This window comes from Actinomadura miaoliensis (assembly GCF_039536785.1).
Lineage (GTDB): Bacteria > Actinomycetota > Actinomycetes > Streptosporangiales > Streptosporangiaceae > Spirillospora > Spirillospora miaoliensis.
Genome location: NZ_BAAAZG010000061.1, coordinates 142,370 through 160,166, shown reverse-complemented (window position 1 = coordinate 160,166; position 17,797 = coordinate 142,370). Strand labels below are relative to the sequence as shown.

The following is a 17,797-nucleotide window of genomic DNA, read 5'->3' as shown; positions in this document are numbered from 1 at the left end:
CAAGGCCCACGATCCCTCGAATACCAATAACAAGATCCTTCTCAAACACGCACTTAGCAACACCGGACGACTGTCGCCCGCGGCACCATGCCCACCGAGCAGGACGGTCAGGACAACCAACTGATCACACGCCATTCCAATCACCGCGTACGTGACTCGGAAGGTGTGGGAGGTATCTCTCCAGGTGTGGAAAGTGATCTTGCTGGGCAGCAGGTGATCAGTGGGTGACCACACCCACTTCTTCGGGGGGGAGAAACACACATCATGTCCGTGATCGACCGTGTCGACAGCCCGACCTCGGCCACTGTGAGTGATCTTGCGTCTACCGTGGCGGAGATGAGCGAGTCCGAGCGTGAGAGCACGCGCCGTCCGATCCGGGAGCTGGTCGATGACCGGCTGCTGGACGAACTGCTGGCCCGTTCCCGCGACGAGGCCGGCGGGCTGCGCCTGACCGGTGAGGGATCCATGCTCGGCGACCTGGTCAAAGCCGTGCTCGAGCGGGCTTTGGAGGCCGAGCTGACCGCCCACCTGGGCTATGACAAGCACGCTGCCGCCGGATACGGGACGGGCAACTCCCGCAACGGCAAGATCTCCAAGACGGTGCAGACCGGGGTCGGCCCCGTACGGCTGGCGGTGCCCCGCGACCGCGCCGGGACGTTCGAGCCGGTGCTGGTGCCCAAACGCGCCGGGCGTGTCTCCGGCGGCCTGGACGACATGGTCATCAGCCTGTACGCGCACGGCATGACAGTCCGCGACATCGTCCACCACCTCGACCAGGTCTACGGCACCCGGCTGTCGGCGGAGACGGTGTCGCGGATCACCGAGCAGGTGATGGAGGAGGTCAAGGCCTGGCAGCGCCGCCCGCTCGACCCCATCTACCCGGTGGTGTTCCTGGACGCCCTTATGGTCAAGGTCCGGGCTCTGTTGCAAAGTCCGTGATCTCAACTGGCGTGGAGGGTCCGCTTTCGGAGAAGGTCGAGTTTCGCTCGGCCGAACATTTGGCGCTTTAGCATTTTTACGCGGTTGACGTGACCTTCGACCGGGCCAGAGCTATAGGGCATGCTAAGTCCGTTGCGGACAGCGTTGTAGTCACGCCGCAGATTCCGGGCGAACCCAGCGATCGCGGTGAGGGAATCTTTCTCGACGAGGGTGATCCAGCCGTCAAGGCGATGGCCTTCGAGTTGGGTGAGCATCACCGCGAAGTCCTTCACATGTCCGGTGAGCCTGCGCAGTTCTTGACTGAGCCGCTGTGTCTCCTCGAGCCTGCTGGTGGCCTCCTGGTCGAGGTCATCGGGGTGAGACATGATCCAGCGGGTGATGTCACGGACTGCCGGTGGCCGGGGAGGAGGAATCTCGACTTCGCTTGTTCCAGCAGGACGGAAACGACGCAGATAGCGTTGGACCTGTTGCGCTGTTCCCCGATAGCCCAGCGCGGTAATCTCCCTGGTCAGCTGGGTGGCGTTGCGAATGCCCTCGTTCCATCTCCGGTGCAGATGCTCGTGATAGCCGTCCAGAATGCTGGCTCGCTGCTGGTTGGCAGCGGTGACCTCCTCGACCGTCGCGTTGGCGAATTTACGGACCGTCGCCCGATGTAGACCGAGTTGCCGTCCGATCGCAGCCTTACTCAATCCCTGATCGAGAAGTTCATGAACGGCGGCATGATGCTGCCGAATCCGCGCCACGACCTTTAATTCTCGGTGATTGACCATCTTGGGAGCGTCGCTGGCGCGTCGTGACTCCGCTGCTGCTGCCAACGCCGCCGCCAGACCTGTCCGAGCCGCCGAAACATCTTTCTCCACCGCTTGGCCGAGATTGCGCCACAGGTGAAAACGGTCAGCGACCTGCACCGCATCCGGCGCTCCCTGCCGGGCTCCTTCGGCATAACCGCCGGCCCTGTCCCGGCAGATCACCTCCGGTAGCGGCCGAGAACGCAACCACGCGGCCAAAGCGTCACCGTCCCGGCCATCGATGAGATCGACCGGACGCCCTGTCTCCAGGTCAATCATGATTGTTCCGTAGTTATGCCCGCGCCGAATAGCGAAATCGTCTACTCCCAAGACTCGAACCTGACCGGCAGGCAAGTCCGGAATCGCTCTGACCAGCCGCAAGAGCGTGTCCCTGCCGACCTCGATTCCCAAGGTCGCGGCCATTCGGGCTCCTGGCCGACCGGCAAGCGCGAGCCCGATCTCGCTGAGCAGGTTCCGCAAGGACGTGGTTTGTCGGGCATGTGGCCGAGTCAACCCCTGGACCTGCTCGGTGAACGTTTTCACCGGGCAACTGCTACTCACGCACCGGAAGCGGCGGACCTTCAACTCAAGTACCAGGGCACATCCAGACACGGCGACATCCTGAAGGCGACGCAGATACCAACCATGCCGCCGGTCCGACACCTCACCACAACGGCAACACGACGCGGTCACCGACTTCACCCTTGCCCGGACCACCACAGCATCGTCACGACGCTCACACTGCTCAACCTGCAGCGAGGCCCAATGGGGGAACAAAAGCCCGACAACATCCGAATCACACAGAGATCATCTTGCCAGGCCGGAAGGGGGAGATCACGGACTTTGCGACAGAGCCAAGGTCCGCGACAACCACGTCGTGCACAACAAACCCGCCTACCTGGCGGTCGGGATCGACACCGACGGCGACAAGCACGTGCTGGGCATCTGGGTGCCCAAGGCCGCCGACGGCCCCACCGGCGAGAGCGCCGCGTTCTGGCGCGGCGTGGTCGCCGACCTGCGCAACCGCGGCGTGACCGACATCCTCATCGCCTGCTGCGACGGGCTGGCCGGGTTCGAGGACGCCATCACCACCGCGTTCCCGCGCACCACCGTCCAGTCGTGCGTGGTGCACCTGATCAGAAACAGCCTGCGCCCCGTCCCGCGCAAGCACCGCGCCGCCGTCGCCGCCGAACTGCGCAAGATCTACACCGCGCCCGACGCCGACGCCGCCCTGGACGCCCTGGCCGCCTTCGCCGGCACCGACCTGGGCCGCCGATATCCGCAGGCCGTGCGGGCGTGGGAGGCGGCCTGGGAACGGTTCATCCCGTTCCTGGCCTTCACTCCCGCGGTCCGCAAGCTGCTCTACACCACCAACAGCATCGAATCCCTCAACTACCAGCTCCGGAAAGTCACCAAGGCCCGCGGGCACTTCCCCACCGACGACGCGGTGGTCAAGCTGCTGTGGCTGGCCATCGTCAACATCGAGGACAAACGCGCCCGCCAACGCGCCGCCCGCACCCGCCAGGACGGAGCCCGCACCGGCTACCCCGGACGGCTCATCGAGGGCACCAAGACCTACGGCTGGGCCGAAGCGCTCAACGAACTCGCCGCCGCCTACCCAGGCCGCATCCAGTAAAGACAACCGGACCCACGACAAGATCACCTTTACACACTTCGAGTTACAGGCTCATTTGGGCGCGGGGTTCCTGATCATTCTCGTGTCTTGCCTGGCGTGCGAACGTTGCCACGGCCCGCCCGTTCGGGCGCCGAATGCAGGGGACATGCAGGATGCTGAGGCGCCCGCAGGCCAGTACGAGGGCGGCCTAGTGATGGGTCTTGTTGCCGGAGCGCGTCTTGCGTGGTACGCGCAATGGACCGGATCGCAGCCGGCCGCGGTGAACGCCCACCGGTAGAGGATCCGCTTGAGGGCCCGCACCCCGGGAGAGCATCAACTCCCGCTCATGATGAGCTCCAGCCGCTGGCTGAGGTGTCGCGGTGCTGATACATGTTTGTGACCACGACGCCGGAGTGTGACGGCCTGGATGAGCTTGACCTGTCATCAGGACTAGGTGACAGTCGCGGATGAGAAGGGAATCCTCCTGGAGGCGCAAACACATGCAATCCTCTGACGGTGGCGACGACCTGCTGGCGACCTTCTTCTGCAAGGACCCCGGCTCCGTGGACATGGACGACTGCCCGGCTTTCTACAGCACTGACCGGCGTACCTGGATCGTGCAGGGCAAGCGGCGAGGTGCCAAGGTGGCAGCGCAGCTTCGGGCGCTGGGGGACGATGAGACGTTCGTAGAGATCCCTGAGCCGCTGGTGGAGCTGTTCGTTCGCCGGTACGTCAAGGAGCGATATGGAACTGATCTCGGTAGCGCAGCGGGGTGAGCTGATCGGGAACGCCGGAAGCGTCGACAAGCTGGAGTTGAGAGACGACTACGCCGTTGATCAGGCCCTGTTCGCCGCGTGGCGGGCAGGCGACGTCGAGGCGGTGGCTCGCAGGGCGCAGGCTTCACGGGACATGGTCGCCGCACGTGTCGCGGCGGGAATGAGCCTGCGGCGGGTGAAGGTGGTGTCCGAGCCGCTGTCGGAGTATCAGAGGTTCGCCTTCGACTACAGCGCGCACGCCGTGGACGCAGGGGAGGACATCCGCTGGGTTCCCCGGCGGCTGGTGTCCACCATGTTGCTGCCAGGCAACGACTTCTTCGTCCTCGACGAGGAGATCGTCATCTTCAACGTGCTCGATGGCACCAACGACCGGGCTGAACAGCAGCTCTACCGGGACGCTGACGTGGTGAAGCTGTGCCGCGATTCCTTCGAGGCGGCCTGGGCGGTGGCGATTCCGCACCGCGAGTACCACCCCGCCTAGACCTTTGACCGATCCTGCGGTCGCCGCCCGCAAAGCCTTCGCCGTCCGGCTCCGGGATCTGCGTAAGGACGCGGGCCTGACGGGACGGCAGCTGGCAGAGCTTACCGGCCTGCACAACACCAAGATCTCTCGGATCGAGCACGCTCAGCAGAACCCGTCAGAAGATGACATCCGGGCGTGGTGCATCGCTTGCGGCGTGGCCCGGCAGATCCCGGAGCTGATCGCCGCGCATCGCGAGGTCGAGCAGATGTGGGCCGAGCACCGGCGCGAGATGCGCGCCGGGATGGTGCATATTCAGTCGCGCAGTACGCCGCTGTATGAGGGCACCCGTTTGCTGCGCGCCTACGAGTCGAACGTCGTGCCCGGCATTCTCCAGACACGCGGGTATGTGGTGGCCGCCTTGACGACCAGCGCCCGCGTCCATGGCCTTCCCCTTGAGGACGTGGAGGCAGCGGCCGATGCCCGGCTGTCCCGCCAGCACCTGGTGACGGAGCCGACGGGCGGCAACACGTACAGCTTCGTGATCGAGGCGGGTGCGTTGGAGCACGGCTTCGGGGGCGATGCGGTGATGCATGAGCAGCTCGACTTCCTGCTACGCGTGACACGGCTGCCGAACGTGGCGTTCGGGATCATCCCTCCGTTGAGCAGCCGGACCATTCGGCCGGGGGAGGGCTTTTACATCTTCGACGACCAGCTGGTGCGCAGCGAGATGTGGTCAGGAGGGTTCCGGACGCGACGGGCCGACCAAATCGCCTACTTTGTGCGGGTCTTTGACATGTTGCGGGATTTGGCGGTCTATGGTGCCGCCGCGCGAGAGTTGATCGAAGCAGCACGGGGCTTCCTGCAAACTCGTGAAAACTTCTAGCTCTGGCGAAACGAGCGCTCCTACGGTCGAAGCGAACCCGCAGCCCGACCCGGGAGGCCACCGTGAACAACCTTGTCGGCCCGCTCCACACGCTGCTGGCGGTCGGGACGTGATCCGGTCTGACGCACCCGGTAGAGCCCTGACGGCTGAAGCGTTCGTCGCTCAATTGCCTCCTGCGCCTCCGTCGCTCCCGGCCAGCACGTTGGAAGAATCGCCACGGAGGTGGGCACCCATCGTCGACCTGAGCACCGTCCCAGATGTGATGCGCTGCTAAGACTTGGCTAGGCCCGGTCGAACGCCTGTAGAGGCGGAGATGGGGATGGCCGCTGCGAAGAGGTCCGCAGCCCATGGACGCGGTAGCTGACCAAGCCGTCGCCCGACTCCTGGCTCAGTACGGCGATTCAACAGGTCCATGTCGCGGTCGTCGTTCATGCTGTGGCCGACCCGGTCGCCGGTCCGGTCGATAGCCGGAATAGCGGTTACTGCACGGCATGAGAGGTTCGGAGACCGCAACAGTCGCACTCACGAAACGCAGTGTGGAGAGGAATATTCAGTGTCTGAAGTCGCCGATTCCGCCCGTGCCGAGCAACTGCGCGGCGGGCTTGTCGACGAACTCGTCACCGATGGCGTGATCACATCCAGGGAGGTTGAGACCGCGTTCCGTGCGGTGCCGCGGCATCTGTTCGCTCCAGGGGCGACCTTGGAGGAGGCGTACGCCCAGGACCGGCTGGTCACCAAGCGGGACGAGCACGGCATCACGATCAGTTCGGTCTCGGCGCCCCAGATCCAGGCGATGATGTTGGAGCAGGCCGAGCTCGGGTCGGGCATGCGGGTGCTGGAGATTGGCTCGGGCGGCTACAACGCCGCGTTGATGGCGGAACTGGTCGGACCGGACGGCGAGGTCACCACCATCGACATCGACCCCGATGTGGTCGACCGGGCCCGCCGCTGCCTGAACGAGGCCGGCTATTCACGCGTCAACGTCGTCTTGGCTGACGGCGAGCAGGGTTGCGCAGAGCGCGCCCCCTTCGACCGGATCATGGTGACGGTCGGCGCGTGGGACATCCCGTCGACGTGGGTGGATCAGCTCACCGAGGGCGGGTCCCTCACGGTGCCGCTGCGGATGCGTGGCCTCACCCGCTCGATCACCTTCACACGCGTCGGTGACCACCTGGAGAGCCGCTCAGCGAAGGTCTGTGGCTTTGTCGCGATGCAAGGTGCCGGGGAGCACCGCGAGCGACTGCTGTTGCTGCGCGACAAGGAGATCGGGCTGAGGTTCGACGACGACTGGCCGGCCGACCCTGATCTGCTCAACGGCGCATTCGAAGCCGGGCAGGCGCAGGTGTGGTCGGGGGTCACGGTCGGACGCAGGGAGCCGTTCGACACGCTCCAGCTGTGGCTGGCGACCACCCTGGACGGCTTCTGCCTGCTGTCGGTGGACAAGGACTTGGACAGCGGCCTGGTCCGCCCGGTCAACCGCATCGCCGCCCCCGCTGTGGTCGAGGGCACCGATTTCGCCTACCTCACCGTACGCGGCGTGGATGAGACCACGGTGGAGTTCGGCGCGCACGCGTTTGGGCCCGCTGCCTCCGGGCTGGCCAAGAGGCTGGCCGAGCAGGTGCAGTCGTGGGACCGCGACCACCGCGCTGGACCCGGCCCGCGGTTCGCGGTGTATCCGGGGCACATCCCCGCCGAGCGGTTGCCTGCCGGGCTGGTCATCACCAAGCGGCACGTCCACGTCACCATCTCCTGGCCGTCGACGCAGCCTGCCGCCGCGGAACAGGGCGACTTGTAGCCCCCGACCGAGTAAGGAGAAGTGATCCGAGATGGGCACCAGCGTCCCCGTCGGCACGGAGATCGCCGACACCGCAGCTTTGGATGAAGAGTTCGCGCTGGATGTGCGCGTGGTCGAGGCGTCGCAGCCGGTGGCCGGTCTGCTGCTGAGTACCAGCGACAACTGCGGCTCCACCTGTGATGGCACCGCCTGCACCTCCACCATGGCCTACCCCGCCTGACGTCCAACGTGAACCGGCATGCCCTGCTGGTGCGCCGGGTCATGACGCCGCCCGGCGCACCGGCGAGCATCGGTTCCCCAGCGACGATGCGGAGGGAGGCGAGCGGCCGATGACGGCGAAAGCGACGGTGCTCCGGCACGCCGGTGTGGTCGTGCTCCGGGCCACCACCGACCTCGGTGGGCTGGCGCTGGCTGATGATCTCGACTTGTTCGGCGACACCTCAGGGGAACGGGGCCGCGCCTGGTTGGCGCAGCTGTGGCAACGCAGCGACGTCCGGCAGGCGATCCATCTCGCTAGCCCGGTGCTGTCCCGGCGCATCGAGCAGACGCTGGCCGGTGAGCCGGATGCCCGGCAGACGCGCCGCGTGGTGCTCTCGCTGGCCTCCTACCTGCTGCGCTGGCAGGGCCGGGCAACTCCGTTCGGACTGTTCGCCGGGGTGGCCGCCGCCTCGGTGGGCGACAAGCCGGTCTTGCGATGGGGACACGACCACCAGGTGGTGGCGCGCGCGGACGCGGCCTGGCTGGGAGCGATCCTCGGCCGCCTGGAACGGCATCCTCTCCTGTTGGACCGGCTGCCCGTGGTGCTCAACAACACCGCGGTGATGCGTGGCGACTGGCTGGTGATCTGTGGCCAGCCCCCCGACGAAAGCCCTGCCCAGCTGGCTCCTGAGGAGGTATCCGTCCGCAACATCCGGCCGGTGGGCTTCATGGTTCAGGTCGCTCAAAAACCCCTACCGTTCGGTGAGTTGGTCAAGTGGCTGCACGCCGAATGCCCGTCCGTGCCACCGGACCAGATCCGCGCGATGCTGACGAAGCTCACCGCCCGGAACGTTCTGCTCACCGCCCTTCGAGCGCCGATGACCACACCCGACGCCTTGGCGCACGTCAACGCTCAACTCCAGGCGATCGGCGCCGAGGAGCTGAGCGACCTGACAGAGGTGGCGACGGAGCTGGCAACGATCCACCGCGACCTTTCACGCCTGACCGATGCCACGACCTCGTCCATCGGCGGGAGGCCCGCACCAGAACGGCTGGCCGACCGGATGAGAGCGGTCTGCGATGCCGTCGAGCAGCCACTGAACGTGGACGTGAGCCTGGACTGTGACATCACGCTTCCCGCCTTGGTGATCCGCGAAGCCGAGGCCGCCGCCGCGACGCTGCTGCGGTTGACGCCGTATCCGTTCGGCTACCCGCATTGGAAGGACTTCCACGCCCGTTTCAAGACCCGATATGGGACCGGCGCCGTGGTGCCCGTCCGTGATCTCGTGGCCGACAGCGGGCTGGGGCTGCCCGCCGGCTTCCTCGGCTCGCCGTACGCGCGCATCCCGCGAACGATGACCGAACGCGACCATACGCTGCTGGCCCTGGTCCAGCAGGCGATGCTGGAGGAACGAGCGGAGATCGTCCTGACCGACGCCGTCATCGATTCCCTCGCCGTCGGAGATCAAGCAGACGTGATCCCTCCGCCCCACGTCGAGCTCGCCTTTCAGCTTCATAGCCCGTCCCTGGATGCGGTCGCGGACGGGGCGTTCCGCCTGGTGGTGGCCGGCGCCCCCAGACCCAGCAGCAGCATGGCCGGACGATTTGCGCACCTGCTGCCTGAGGCCGAGCGCGACCGGCTCTCCAACACTTACCGTGCGGCCAGCGACCGTGATGCTGTGGCGGCGCAATTGTCGTTTCCGGCACGGCGGCGCAGCAGCGAGAACGTCGTGCGCACGCCGCAACTGCTGCCCCAAGTGATCTCCCTGGCTGAGCACCGCCACCCCGGCTCCGAGGGATTGATCACCTTGGACGACCTGGCGGTTACCGCCGATGCTCGGCAGCTGTACCTGGTGCAGTTGTCGATCGGCAGGCGCATCGAGCCACGGATTGTTCATGCGCTGGAGGGCGGGGTGCTGACCCCGCCGCTCGCGCGGTTTCTCGCCGAAGTCGCCATCGCCCGATGCGCCGTCTACACCGGCTTTGACTGGGGAGCCGCCGCTCGCCTGCCTTATCTACCCCGGGTGCGTTACGGCCGGACGGTGCTGTCGGCGGCCCGCTGGCTGCTGGCCGCGGCCGATTTACCCGGCCATGGCGCCGCCTGGCCCGAGTGGGAGAAAGCGCTGCACGCCTGGCGCCGCCGCTGGGGCGTCCCGTCGGTCATCGTGCTGTGTGAAAGCGAACGGCGCCTGCCGCTCAACTTGGACCACCATGTGCACCGGGCGGTCCTTCGCGCCCGGCTCCAGCGCGCCGACCAGGTCGAGTTGCGCGAGGCCCCCGGTCCGAGCGACCTGGCTTGGATCGGCCGTGCTCACGAGTTCCTCGTCGCCCTTCACCCAGCCCGTCCCAGAGACGCTGAGCAACGACCGAGCGGCGTGCCGAATGCCGTCCCACCCCAGACGGCCGGGCACACGACGCGACGCGACGCAGGACACCTACCAGGCATCTCTCCTTGGCTTCATGCGCAGATCTGTGGGCACCCCGCCCGCCAGGACGAAATACTCACCCACCACCTGCCCCGCCTGTTCGACGGCTGGGACGAGCTGGAGCTGTGGTGGTTCTCCCGCCACCGTGAGATGACGCGCCCCGCAGAAGAGCAACACCTTCAGCTGTACCTTCGGCTGCCTGCGTCCGCCGACTACGGACCCGCCGCCGCCCGCATCGGCAGGTGGGCGGCAGACCTCCGCGATCGCGGCCTGGTCCCGCAACTGCGACTGGGCACCTACCATCCTGAGACCGGACGGTTCGGCCACGGCCCGGCGATGGCCGCGGCCGAGGAGGTCTTCGCCGCCGACTCTGCCGCCGCACTGGCCCAGATCACGATGGCAACCCGCACCGGCATACGGGCGCAGGCGCTCACCGTGGCCAGCCTCGTCGATCTCGCCTCCTCCTACGCCTGCACCCCGTTCGAGGGGCTTCGCTGGCTGATCGACCAGCTCCCCCAGCAGCAGGGGCGGCTGGACCCCGCGCTGCGCGAGATGACACTCGACCTGGCCGACTCCTCCCAGCAGTGGGCGGCGTTGCGTGCTCTGCCCGGCGGTGGAGACGTGGTGGCGGCATGGGCCAGGAGACGAACCGCGCTGGCCGCCTACCGTCCTCGCCTCGCCGCGCAGCGAGATCCTTCCTCGGCGATGCGGTCCCTGCTTCACCTTCACCACGTCCGGTCGTTGGGCATTGACCCTGAGCACGAGCGCGTCAGTAATCGCCTGGCTCGTGCCGCCGCGCTTCGCCAGATCGCCCGCGGCCTCAGGAACACGCAATGACCGCGCCTATCACCCTCGGGACGACCCGCAGCGAAGCCGCCGAGACGCTCTCTCGACAGATCGCGCCCTCGGCTATACCCACCGAACAGCCGAGGTGGGCCCAGTCGCTGGCCAAGGGCGCTGCCGGGATCGCGCTGCTGCACATCGAACGCGCCCATACCAGTGCGGGAAGCTGGCAGATCGCGCACGACTGGATGAAGGCGGCCACCCGCGAGGAGATCAGTGCCGCCAACGACGCGGGGCTGTACTTCGGCGTGCCCGCGATCGCCTTCGTCCTCCACACGGCGAGGGCTGACGGAACCGAGCGCTACGGTGCCGCTCTCCCACAGATCGACACCCACGTCGACGCGTTGGCGCACCGCCGGGTCGACCTTGCCCTGACCCGCATCAATCACGGTCGACGTCCGGCGTTCGCCGAATACGACCTGCTGCACGGCCTCACCGGAATCGGAGCGCACCTGCTCGCGCACACCCCTGACAGCGAGGCCCTAGGCCGCATCTTGGCGTACCTGGTCCGCTTGACCGAACCGCTCCGCGCCGGTGGCCACACCCTGCCCGGCTGGTGGACCCTCCACGGCCCCGACCTCAAGACCCCACGTGGCTTCCCAGGTGGGCACGCGAACTTCGGGATGGCCCACGGCATCACCGGGCCGCTCGCCCTGCTCGCCCAAGCCATGCGAGCCGGGATCACCGTCGACCGCCATGCCGACGCCATTCACACCATCTGCGCTTTCCTGGACGCCTGGCGGCAAGACGGCGACACCGGATCATGGTGGCCGCAATGGATCACCCTGGACGACCTGCACACCGGTCGCCCCAGCCAGCCCGGCCCAGCGCGACCGAGCTGGTGTTATGGCACCCCCGGCATCGCTCGGGCCCAGCAACTGGCCGCCATCGCCACCGGCGACATCCACCGCCGCCACATCGCCGAGCACGCGCTGGCCGCGTCCCTGGCCGACCCCGCCCAACTCAGCCAGCTTGTCGATACGAGCCTGTGCCACGGCTGGGCCGGGCTGTACCAGACCGCGCTGCGTGCCGCACGCGACGCGCTGAGCCCGCTGATCAGCGAACGCCTGCCGTATCTGACCGAAATGCTGATCCACCACGCCACCGCCGCGCCGTGCCAAGCTGCCGGGCTTCTGGAAGGCCGGGCCGGCACCGCGCTCGCCCTGCACACCGCCGCACGCGCCGAGCCACCGAACTCCGGATGGGACACATGCCTGATGATCAACTAACCCGGCCCTGGGACAGCCGTGCACACCGGCAACCGGTAGCGAACATCACGCCGGGCCAGATCGTCGATAGCGTCCTGGCGGTCCTGGCCGGTGCATCGCTGGAGGAGGCCGCAGACCGCATCGGCATGCAGCCCGTCGACCTCGCCGACGCCGTCGAGGTGTACCAGGCGGCCGGACACGCCGCGCTTCAGTCACAACTGGCAAGCCGCGCCTGGTACCAGACCCGCATCCAGTTCGCTCGCTGGGACAGCGCCGAGCACATTGCCGCTACTCACCTCGCCTCAGGCCTGGACGAACTTCAGGAAGCGCAGCTCGCCACGGCATGGTGGTTCATCCGTAAAGCCCCCTGCTGGCGACTGCGCGTGCTGCCCGCCCCCGCCAGCCGCACCGACATGAAGGCAAGCGTCGGCACCATCCTGGACAAGCTCCTGGCAGAAGGACTGATCGAGCAGTGGTGGGAAACCATCTACGAGCCGGAGTCGGCCGCGTTTGGCGGGCCAGCGGCAATGGAACTCGCTCACGCTCTCTTCCACGCCGACAGCCGCGGCATCCTCGACTATGCGCTCCGACCCACCACAGCGAGCGGATCGACCATCGGACGGCGGGAACTATCGATTCTGCTGTGCAGCGCCCTGCTGCGCGGCGCGAAGCTGGACTGGTTCGAGCAAGGCGACGTCTGGCATCGGGTCGCGCAACTACGGCCCCTTCCTCGCGAGGCACCCACCTGGCGGCTGCCCGAGCTAGCAACGGGCCTTCGCTCGCTGATGGGGGCCGACACACGTCCTACCGGACCGCTCTTCGCTCCAGACAAGCCACTGGCCTTCGCCGCGTCCTGGATCGCCACGTTCGATCTCGCTGGCCGCGCCCTTGGGGAAGCCGCAACCAGTGGAAGCCTGACGCGAGGGCTACGCGACATTCTCGCTCACCATGTGATCTTCCATTGGAATCGACTCGGCCTCAGCGTCAGAACCCAGAGCATCCTCGCGCGGGCGGCACGCGACACCGTCCTGAACCCGATGCTCCCGTCACATGAGGGCCATCCCGCGGGTGGGAAGTAATGTGGCCGCAGCCCGACGACCCCGAGGTCGTTCACCGGATGCGCACCGCCCACACACGTGCCCAAACCGCCATGGGCGTCAAGCCGGACGAGGACGCCCACGAGAGCTGGGGCTGGCGCGGCAGGACACTCGGCCAGGCCGTCACGACATCACACGGCCCGGCGTGGCTCCGCGTGGCCTGCGCCCCGAATGGAAAGGCCGCCGCCACATTCTGGAACGGCTCCATCGAAGCCGAAAAATCACTGCCCGAAGCGATACCGCGCCCTCGGTTGCGTTGCTGGCACGACTGGAACGATCAGCGATGGCAGTACCGCGCGGAACTATACGACCGAGTGACCGCGCGCCCCGTCGCGACATCTCCGGTGCTGACGACGACCCCTGAGTTGCCGTCGGACTGGTGGACGGCGGTGCGAGCCATGCTCGACGACATGGCCACGGTTCCTACTCGGCGCGTCACCATCCACCAAGGCTTTCTCGATCACGCTATGCCCCGGCTGCTCGGCACACCCATCAAAACCACCGCACCGCGCCCCTGGACCACAGCCCACGGCGACTTTCACTTCGCCAACCTCTGCGCGCCCACCCTGCACGTCTTCGACTTCGAAGGCTGGGGCCTGGCCCCGGCCGGCTACGACGCCGCGATGCTCCACAGCTACAGCCTGCTGGTGCCATCGGCCGCTGCCCGCATCCGCAGCGAGCTCGCCCACATACTCGACACCCCGTCCGGCCGATACGCCGAACTGACCGTCATCACCGAACTCCTCCACGCCACCACCCGTGGTGACCACCTCGCACTCGCAAAACCCCTACGCCAGCGCGCCAGCCGCCTCCTGGGACGGCCCATCCCGTCCCGTGTCGCCCCCTGACGCTCAAGAGCGATGCGTCTGGAACGGCAGCCGCCCCAGCCCTTGGGCCACGAAGCACGCCACGTACCCGGCGAACAGGTGGTACAGCAGCGGGGAGAACTCTTCGCGGACCCGCCCGTGCACGGGCAGCACGGCGTGGGCGTGGCCGGCAGCGGAGGTGTCGCCACGGCTGATGACGGCGACGACCCGGCGACCCAGCTCGTGTGCTCGCGCGGCGACCTCGGTGGCCTTGTCACGCGAGCGGCCGGGCGGGGCGATGACGAACAGGGGCATGTCATCGGGGTAGGCGAGCCGTTCGACGTGGCCCCACTCCTCCAGGTCCTGTCCGACGGCGAAAACGCCCGCTCCCTCCACCATCTTGGCGGCGGTGAACAGCGCGGTGCCGTAGGAGGGGCCGCTTCCCAGCATCACCATCACCGGGGCGTCCGCGACCAGGTCCGCCACCCGCCGGCACTCCTGTTTGATCGCCTTGGCGGTGGCGTCCACATGGTCGGCGAGTACGACCAGTTCCTCGCGCAGAGCGTCGGCCTCCCGGGCCGCATCGCGCGTGATGTCCGGACGGGGCGCCCGGCCCACCTGAAGCGCGATCAGCAGCAGGCCGAGCAGGCTCGCCTGGTAGGTCCGGATCCCCGGGGACGGCTCGGTGTCGGGCAGGTCGACCATCAGCGTACGGTCGGCCACCCGCGTCAGCGGGCTGCCGGGCGTCCCGGTCACCGCCACCGTCAGCGCGCCGTACCGGCGAGCGGCACGCGAGGCTTCGACGACACGCTCCGTCTCGCCCGAAGCAGAGATCGCGATCACCAGCAGACCGTCGTGGCAGCCCTGCCGTGCTTACGGACGATCACGCACGCGAAGGACCCGCCACCTACCGTGATGGGTCCTCCGTGGCTGGTCGGTGCCTATTTCAGATCAAGGCGACCACGCTTAACCGCTGCGATGAACTCGGCCCACTCGTCCGTGCCGAACAGCAGCGGCTGGGTCTTCGGGTTCTTCGAGTCCCGTACGGCTACCACGCCTTGCATGACGGCAACCTCGGCGCAGTTGCCGTTGCCTCCACTGTGGGAACTCTTCCGCCACTCGCCACGGACGGTGGCCACAGGGTTGACGGCCGCAACCTCGACGCAGTTGCCGTTCTGGCCGCTGTAGGAACTCTTGCGCCACTTGGCACGGGACATGTCGGGTCTGGTCATCCCGCACCTCCTTCTAGTTGATGCTCAATTGATTGCATCTGCTACACGCTGGATGAGCGCGACCGAGCGATCTGGGTGTAGGGCAGCCGCGAGCAAGCGGTCGAATGCAAGCGTATACCGAGCAACGTCGCTCGCCCCCTCCAGGTAGATGCCGTCAGGGACGCTCTCCAGGTACACCACGGTTGGGTCACCGGCGTTGGCGAAGTCCAGGATGACGAACGGTCCTGTCGTTCCAGCGTGCGCCCCTGCGGTGAATGGGACGACTTGGATGGTGGTCTTGCCTTGCTCGGCCATGTCGACCAGGTGGGCGAGCTGTGTTTTCATGACAGCCGTACCGCCGACCTGCCGATGTAGTACCGCTTCATCCAGGACTGCCCACAGGCGCGGGCGATCCCGACGCTTCAAGACTTCCTGACGCTCCAGGCGTACCTGGACGCGCCGGTCGATCTCGTCCGGGTCCAGCTCCTGTGGACCACCCCTGATGGTGGCGCGAGCGTAGTCGGGTGTCTGTAGGAGTCCCGGCACCATCAGCGGTTCGAACGTGCGGATGGTCTCGGCTCCGGCCTCCATACCGATGAACACCTGGTACGGGTCGGGTAGGACGTCGCGGAAGGAGTGCCACCACCCAGGCTGTCGGGCCTCCCGGGCCAGTTGAATGAGACCTTCCTTCTCCGAGCCCCCGACGCCGTACAACTCCAGCAGCTCGCGCACGCTGCGCGGCTGTGGACGGCTGCGGCCCGTCTCGATCCGAAAGAGTGTCGAGCCCGACCACTCCAGCTGCTGCGTCACCTGCTCTCGGCTCATTCCTGCGGCCTCCCGAAGCTTGGTCAGCTCCAGCGCCAGCCGTCGAGCCTTGAGCACGGGGCTGTGCTCTTGACCTTCCCGGCGAACCATCCCATACCTCCTTGCGGTCGCTGAGATCGATAGCAGTATTTCACTCGCAATATTGCATCGATCTTAAACCTAGTGCATCCTGGCAGCGTCAGCGTGTCACTGGTCGTACACAATCCGCAGTCGAACGACGCAAGAGGTCTGGGCCATGCAAGCCACACGTTCGCAACCGTTCCACTTCAAGATGAGTGCATGGCTTGCTGACGACCGCCGCTGTCATGTCGCCTCGTGCGTCAAGCTCGCTGAACTCAAGGTCAATGTCGCCTACACCGAGACCCGGTTCTTCCTGTGCGTGGAGCACGGTGTCAAGACGTGGAAGCAGACGGAGGCCTGTGGTCGCCCTTTCCACCTCAGCGACGAGGCGCTTGAGACCGTCACGCGTCACCCCCGGCGCTTGCGCCTCGTGGTGATCAACCCTCACGTCCACAGTCCGCGTGGGTGCCGTGGGAACGCAGGAGGGGCGCGGCACCCATGCATGTACGCGGGACCAGCGCTGTAGATCACTTCTCTCTTCCCCCCAAGGAGAAGTTCCCGAGAGCACAGCTCCGGCGCTGGTCCCGCCACCTCCGCACCCGAGGAGTCCCCAATGCACACGCAGCACGTGGAGGGCTGGCCCTTCATCGAACGTCACCAACTCGCGGCCACCAAGAACGCTCCCTACTGGGCACGCCGCTTGGTGGCGGATGTATTGGAACGTTGGAGAATGCCCGACCTTACCGAGAGTGCACTGCTTCTCACGTCAGAGGTGGTGACGAACGCCGTCGTCGCGGTGGGCGGGCTAGAGCTGAAGGAGGCGGCGCACGCGAGGTCGGTCCGGCTCAAGTTGAGCACGGACTACACCCACCTCCTCGTCGAGGTCTGGGATCCCATCAACCAGCCGCCGGTGTTGGGCTCCATGGTGCCGCTGGACAGCGAGCAAGGACGCGGACTCTTCCTAGTGGACACGTTCGCTAAAGACTGGAACTACTACCACCCCGCCGCAGGAGGCAAGGTCGTCTGGTTCTTGCTGGAGCGGCCAGCTCGTCCTGCCCGCGCCGGGTAAGGCATGAGCGACTACGACACCCGCGCTCGAGCACTGCGAGGATCTGGGCCGCACCTGCACACCCAGACCATCAACCGGCTGCACGCCCTGCTCACCAAGCTCGTCCCTGCGGGCCTGCCGCGCAAGCTGACCGCAGACACCGCCGCAGCCGTGCGGTGGGTGCGCCCCGAGGCCGTCTTGGCCTGCACACTACGCGCACTGGCGGTGGACCTGGTCTTCGAGACCCGGCGGCGGGACCTGCGCATCACCGCTGTCGCCGAGCAGATCTCCGCGGCGGTCGCCGAGTCCGGCTCCACTCTCACCGAACTGCACGGCATCGGCGACCTACTGGCCGCCAAGATTTTGGCCCGCACCGCGGGCGTCGACCGGTTCCGCTCGGCCGCCGCGTTCGCCTCCTACTGCGGCGTAGCGCCGCTTGACGCCTCTTCCGGGGACGTCAAACGGCATCGGCTGTCACGGGCCGGCGACCGGCAGTTGAACTCCGCCCTGCACATCATGGCCATCACCCAGATCCGCCGCCAGACCGCGGGGCGGGACTTCTATCAGCGCAAACGCGCCGAGGGTAAGAGTCACAGGGAAGCCCTGCGCAGCCTGAAACGACGGCTCTGCGACGTCGTCTACCGGACCATGATCCGCGACACGGATACCTCTCTGCTCACCGCCGCACACAGAGAGGTGCCGTTAATTGGACAGACCCACGCCCCGCCAGTTGCCCGGCCTCGTGCAACCGTGACCCGCATCGCCACCGCAGCTCGTCGGCCACCTGCCTGATTGCGCTGCCCAAGGTGAGCGAAG

At 66.9% G+C, this 17,797-nt stretch carries 15 protein-coding genes and 2 pseudogenes; 13 read left to right on the top strand and 4 right to left on the bottom strand.

All coding sequences use genetic code 11. The features are described 5' to 3' along the window. Nucleotides 1–336 precede the first annotated feature (336 nt). Nucleotides 337–918: pseudogene (locus ABD811_RS38685) on the top strand (transposase); the annotation flags it as partial. Between the two features lie 23 nt (nt 919–941). On the opposite strand, the gene ABD811_RS38680 reads toward ABD811_RS38685, so the two are convergent. After that, nucleotides 942–2,444: an ISL3 family transposase gene (locus ABD811_RS38680; RefSeq protein WP_344957760.1), complete on the bottom strand. Its 1,503-nt coding sequence runs from the start codon at nt 2,442–2,444 to the stop codon at nt 942–944. Between the two features lie 139 nt (nt 2,445–2,583). Here ABD811_RS38680 and ABD811_RS38675 point away from each other — a divergent pair. The 10 genes and pseudogenes from ABD811_RS38675 to ABD811_RS38630 all read left to right on the top strand — a co-directional run. Then, nucleotides 2,584–3,363 (top strand): annotated as a pseudogene (locus ABD811_RS38675) (IS256 family transposase); the annotation flags it as partial. Nucleotides 3,364–3,842: 479 nt separating this feature from the next. Continuing rightward, nucleotides 3,843–4,118, top strand: coding sequence for a hypothetical protein (locus ABD811_RS38670; protein ID WP_344957758.1), 276 nt, complete (start codon nt 3,843–3,845; stop codon nt 4,116–4,118). Further along, nucleotides 4,087–4,599, top strand: coding sequence for a DUF6879 family protein (locus ABD811_RS38665; protein WP_344957755.1), 513 nt, complete (start codon nt 4,087–4,089; stop codon nt 4,597–4,599). Before ABD811_RS38670 ends, ABD811_RS38665 begins: the two co-directional genes overlap by 32 nt. Nucleotides 4,600–4,603: 4 nt before the next feature. Then, nucleotides 4,604–5,464 carry a helix-turn-helix domain-containing protein gene (locus ABD811_RS38660; protein WP_344957753.1) on the top strand — a complete coding sequence of 287 codons (861 nt, stop codon included), beginning with the start codon at nt 4,604–4,606 and terminating at the stop codon, nt 5,462–5,464. A 553-nt stretch (nt 5,465–6,017) separates the two neighbouring features. Continuing rightward, nucleotides 6,018–7,259 carry a methyltransferase, FxLD system gene (fxlM, locus tag ABD811_RS38655; RefSeq protein WP_344957751.1) on the top strand — a complete coding sequence of 414 codons (1,242 nt, stop codon included), beginning with the start codon at nt 6,018–6,020 and terminating at the stop codon, nt 7,257–7,259. 31 nt (nt 7,260–7,290) lie between these two features. Continuing rightward, nucleotides 7,291–7,479: an FxLD family lanthipeptide gene (locus ABD811_RS38650; RefSeq protein WP_344957749.1), complete on the top strand. Its 189-nt coding sequence runs from the start codon at nt 7,291–7,293 to the stop codon at nt 7,477–7,479. 109 nt (nt 7,480–7,588) lie between these two features. Next, nucleotides 7,589–10,720, top strand: coding sequence for a lantibiotic dehydratase (locus tag ABD811_RS38645; RefSeq protein ID WP_344957747.1), 3,132 nt, complete (start codon nt 7,589–7,591; stop codon nt 10,718–10,720). Continuing rightward, nucleotides 10,717–11,955: a lanthionine synthetase C family protein gene (locus ABD811_RS38640; protein WP_344957745.1), complete on the top strand. Its 1,239-nt coding sequence runs from the start codon at nt 10,717–10,719 to the stop codon at nt 11,953–11,955. The genes ABD811_RS38645 and ABD811_RS38640 overlap by 4 nt, the downstream gene beginning before the upstream one ends. Next, nucleotides 11,937–13,013: a thiopeptide-type bacteriocin biosynthesis protein gene (locus ABD811_RS38635; RefSeq protein ID WP_344957742.1), complete on the top strand. Its 1,077-nt coding sequence runs from the start codon at nt 11,937–11,939 to the stop codon at nt 13,011–13,013. Before ABD811_RS38640 ends, ABD811_RS38635 begins: the two co-directional genes overlap by 19 nt. 38 nt (nt 13,014–13,051) lie before the next feature. Next, nucleotides 13,052–13,879, top strand: a complete 828-nt coding sequence (locus ABD811_RS38630) for a phosphotransferase (RefSeq protein ID WP_344957740.1) — start codon at nt 13,052–13,054, stop codon at nt 13,877–13,879. A 3-nt stretch (nt 13,880–13,882) separates the two neighbouring features. Here ABD811_RS38630 and ABD811_RS38625 read toward each other — a convergent pair whose 3' ends face one another. From ABD811_RS38625 to ABD811_RS38615, 3 genes are all read right to left on the bottom strand, one after another. Further along, nucleotides 13,883–14,683 (bottom strand): SIS domain-containing protein, encoded by an 801-nt coding sequence (locus tag ABD811_RS38625; RefSeq protein ID WP_344957770.1) that lies wholly within the window; start codon nt 14,681–14,683, stop codon nt 13,883–13,885. 95 nt (nt 14,684–14,778) lie between these two features. Continuing rightward, nucleotides 14,779–15,069 (bottom strand): DUF397 domain-containing protein, encoded by a 291-nt coding sequence (locus ABD811_RS38620; RefSeq protein ID WP_344957738.1) that lies wholly within the window; start codon nt 15,067–15,069, stop codon nt 14,779–14,781. 24 nt (nt 15,070–15,093) lie between these two features. Further along, the gene (locus tag ABD811_RS38615) at nt 15,094–15,963 is read right to left on the bottom strand and encodes a helix-turn-helix domain-containing protein (protein WP_344957736.1); all 870 of its coding nucleotides are present in this window, start codon (nt 15,961–15,963) and stop codon (nt 15,094–15,096) included. A 583-nt stretch (nt 15,964–16,546) separates the two neighbouring features. On the opposite strand from ABD811_RS38615, the gene ABD811_RS38610 reads away from it, so the two are divergent. Further along, nucleotides 16,547–17,002 carry an ATP-binding protein gene (locus tag ABD811_RS38610; RefSeq protein ID WP_344957734.1) on the top strand — a complete coding sequence of 152 codons (456 nt, stop codon included), beginning with the start codon at nt 16,547–16,549 and terminating at the stop codon, nt 17,000–17,002. A gap of 3 nt (nt 17,003–17,005) precedes the next feature. Further along, complete coding sequence (locus ABD811_RS38605) at nt 17,006–17,773, top strand: transposase (RefSeq protein ID WP_344957732.1); 768 nt, start codon at nt 17,006–17,008, stop codon at nt 17,771–17,773. Nucleotides 17,774–17,797: the final 24 nt, after the last annotated feature.

Bases quoted from the DNA above. Each gene is read 5' to 3' on its own strand.
- ABD811_RS38670 (WP_344957758.1), top strand. From the start codon at position 3,843: ATGCAATCCTCTGACGGTGGCGACGACCTGCTGGCGACCTTCTTCTGC.
- ABD811_RS38665 (WP_344957755.1), top strand. From the start codon at position 4,087: ATGGAACTGATCTCGGTAGCGCAGCGGGGTGAGCTGATCGGGAACGCC.
- ABD811_RS38650 (WP_344957749.1), top strand. From the start codon at position 7,291: ATGGGCACCAGCGTCCCCGTCGGCACGGAGATCGCCGACACCGCAGCT.
- ABD811_RS38645 (WP_344957747.1), top strand. From the start codon at position 7,589: ATGACGGCGAAAGCGACGGTGCTCCGGCACGCCGGTGTGGTCGTGCTC.
- ABD811_RS38640 (WP_344957745.1), top strand. From the start codon at position 10,717: ATGACCGCGCCTATCACCCTCGGGACGACCCGCAGCGAAGCCGCCGAG.
- ABD811_RS38635 (WP_344957742.1), top strand. From the start codon at position 11,937: ATGCCTGATGATCAACTAACCCGGCCCTGGGACAGCCGTGCACACCGG.
- ABD811_RS38630 (WP_344957740.1), top strand. From the start codon at position 13,052: ATGCGCACCGCCCACACACGTGCCCAAACCGCCATGGGCGTCAAGCCG.
- ABD811_RS38620 (WP_344957738.1), bottom strand. From the start codon at position 15,069: ATGACCAGACCCGACATGTCCCGTGCCAAGTGGCGCAAGAGTTCCTAC.
- ABD811_RS38615 (WP_344957736.1), bottom strand. From the start codon at position 15,963: ATGGTTCGCCGGGAAGGTCAAGAGCACAGCCCCGTGCTCAAGGCTCGA.
- ABD811_RS38610 (WP_344957734.1), top strand. From the start codon at position 16,547: ATGCACACGCAGCACGTGGAGGGCTGGCCCTTCATCGAACGTCACCAA.
- ABD811_RS38605 (WP_344957732.1), top strand. From the start codon at position 17,006: ATGAGCGACTACGACACCCGCGCTCGAGCACTGCGAGGATCTGGGCCG.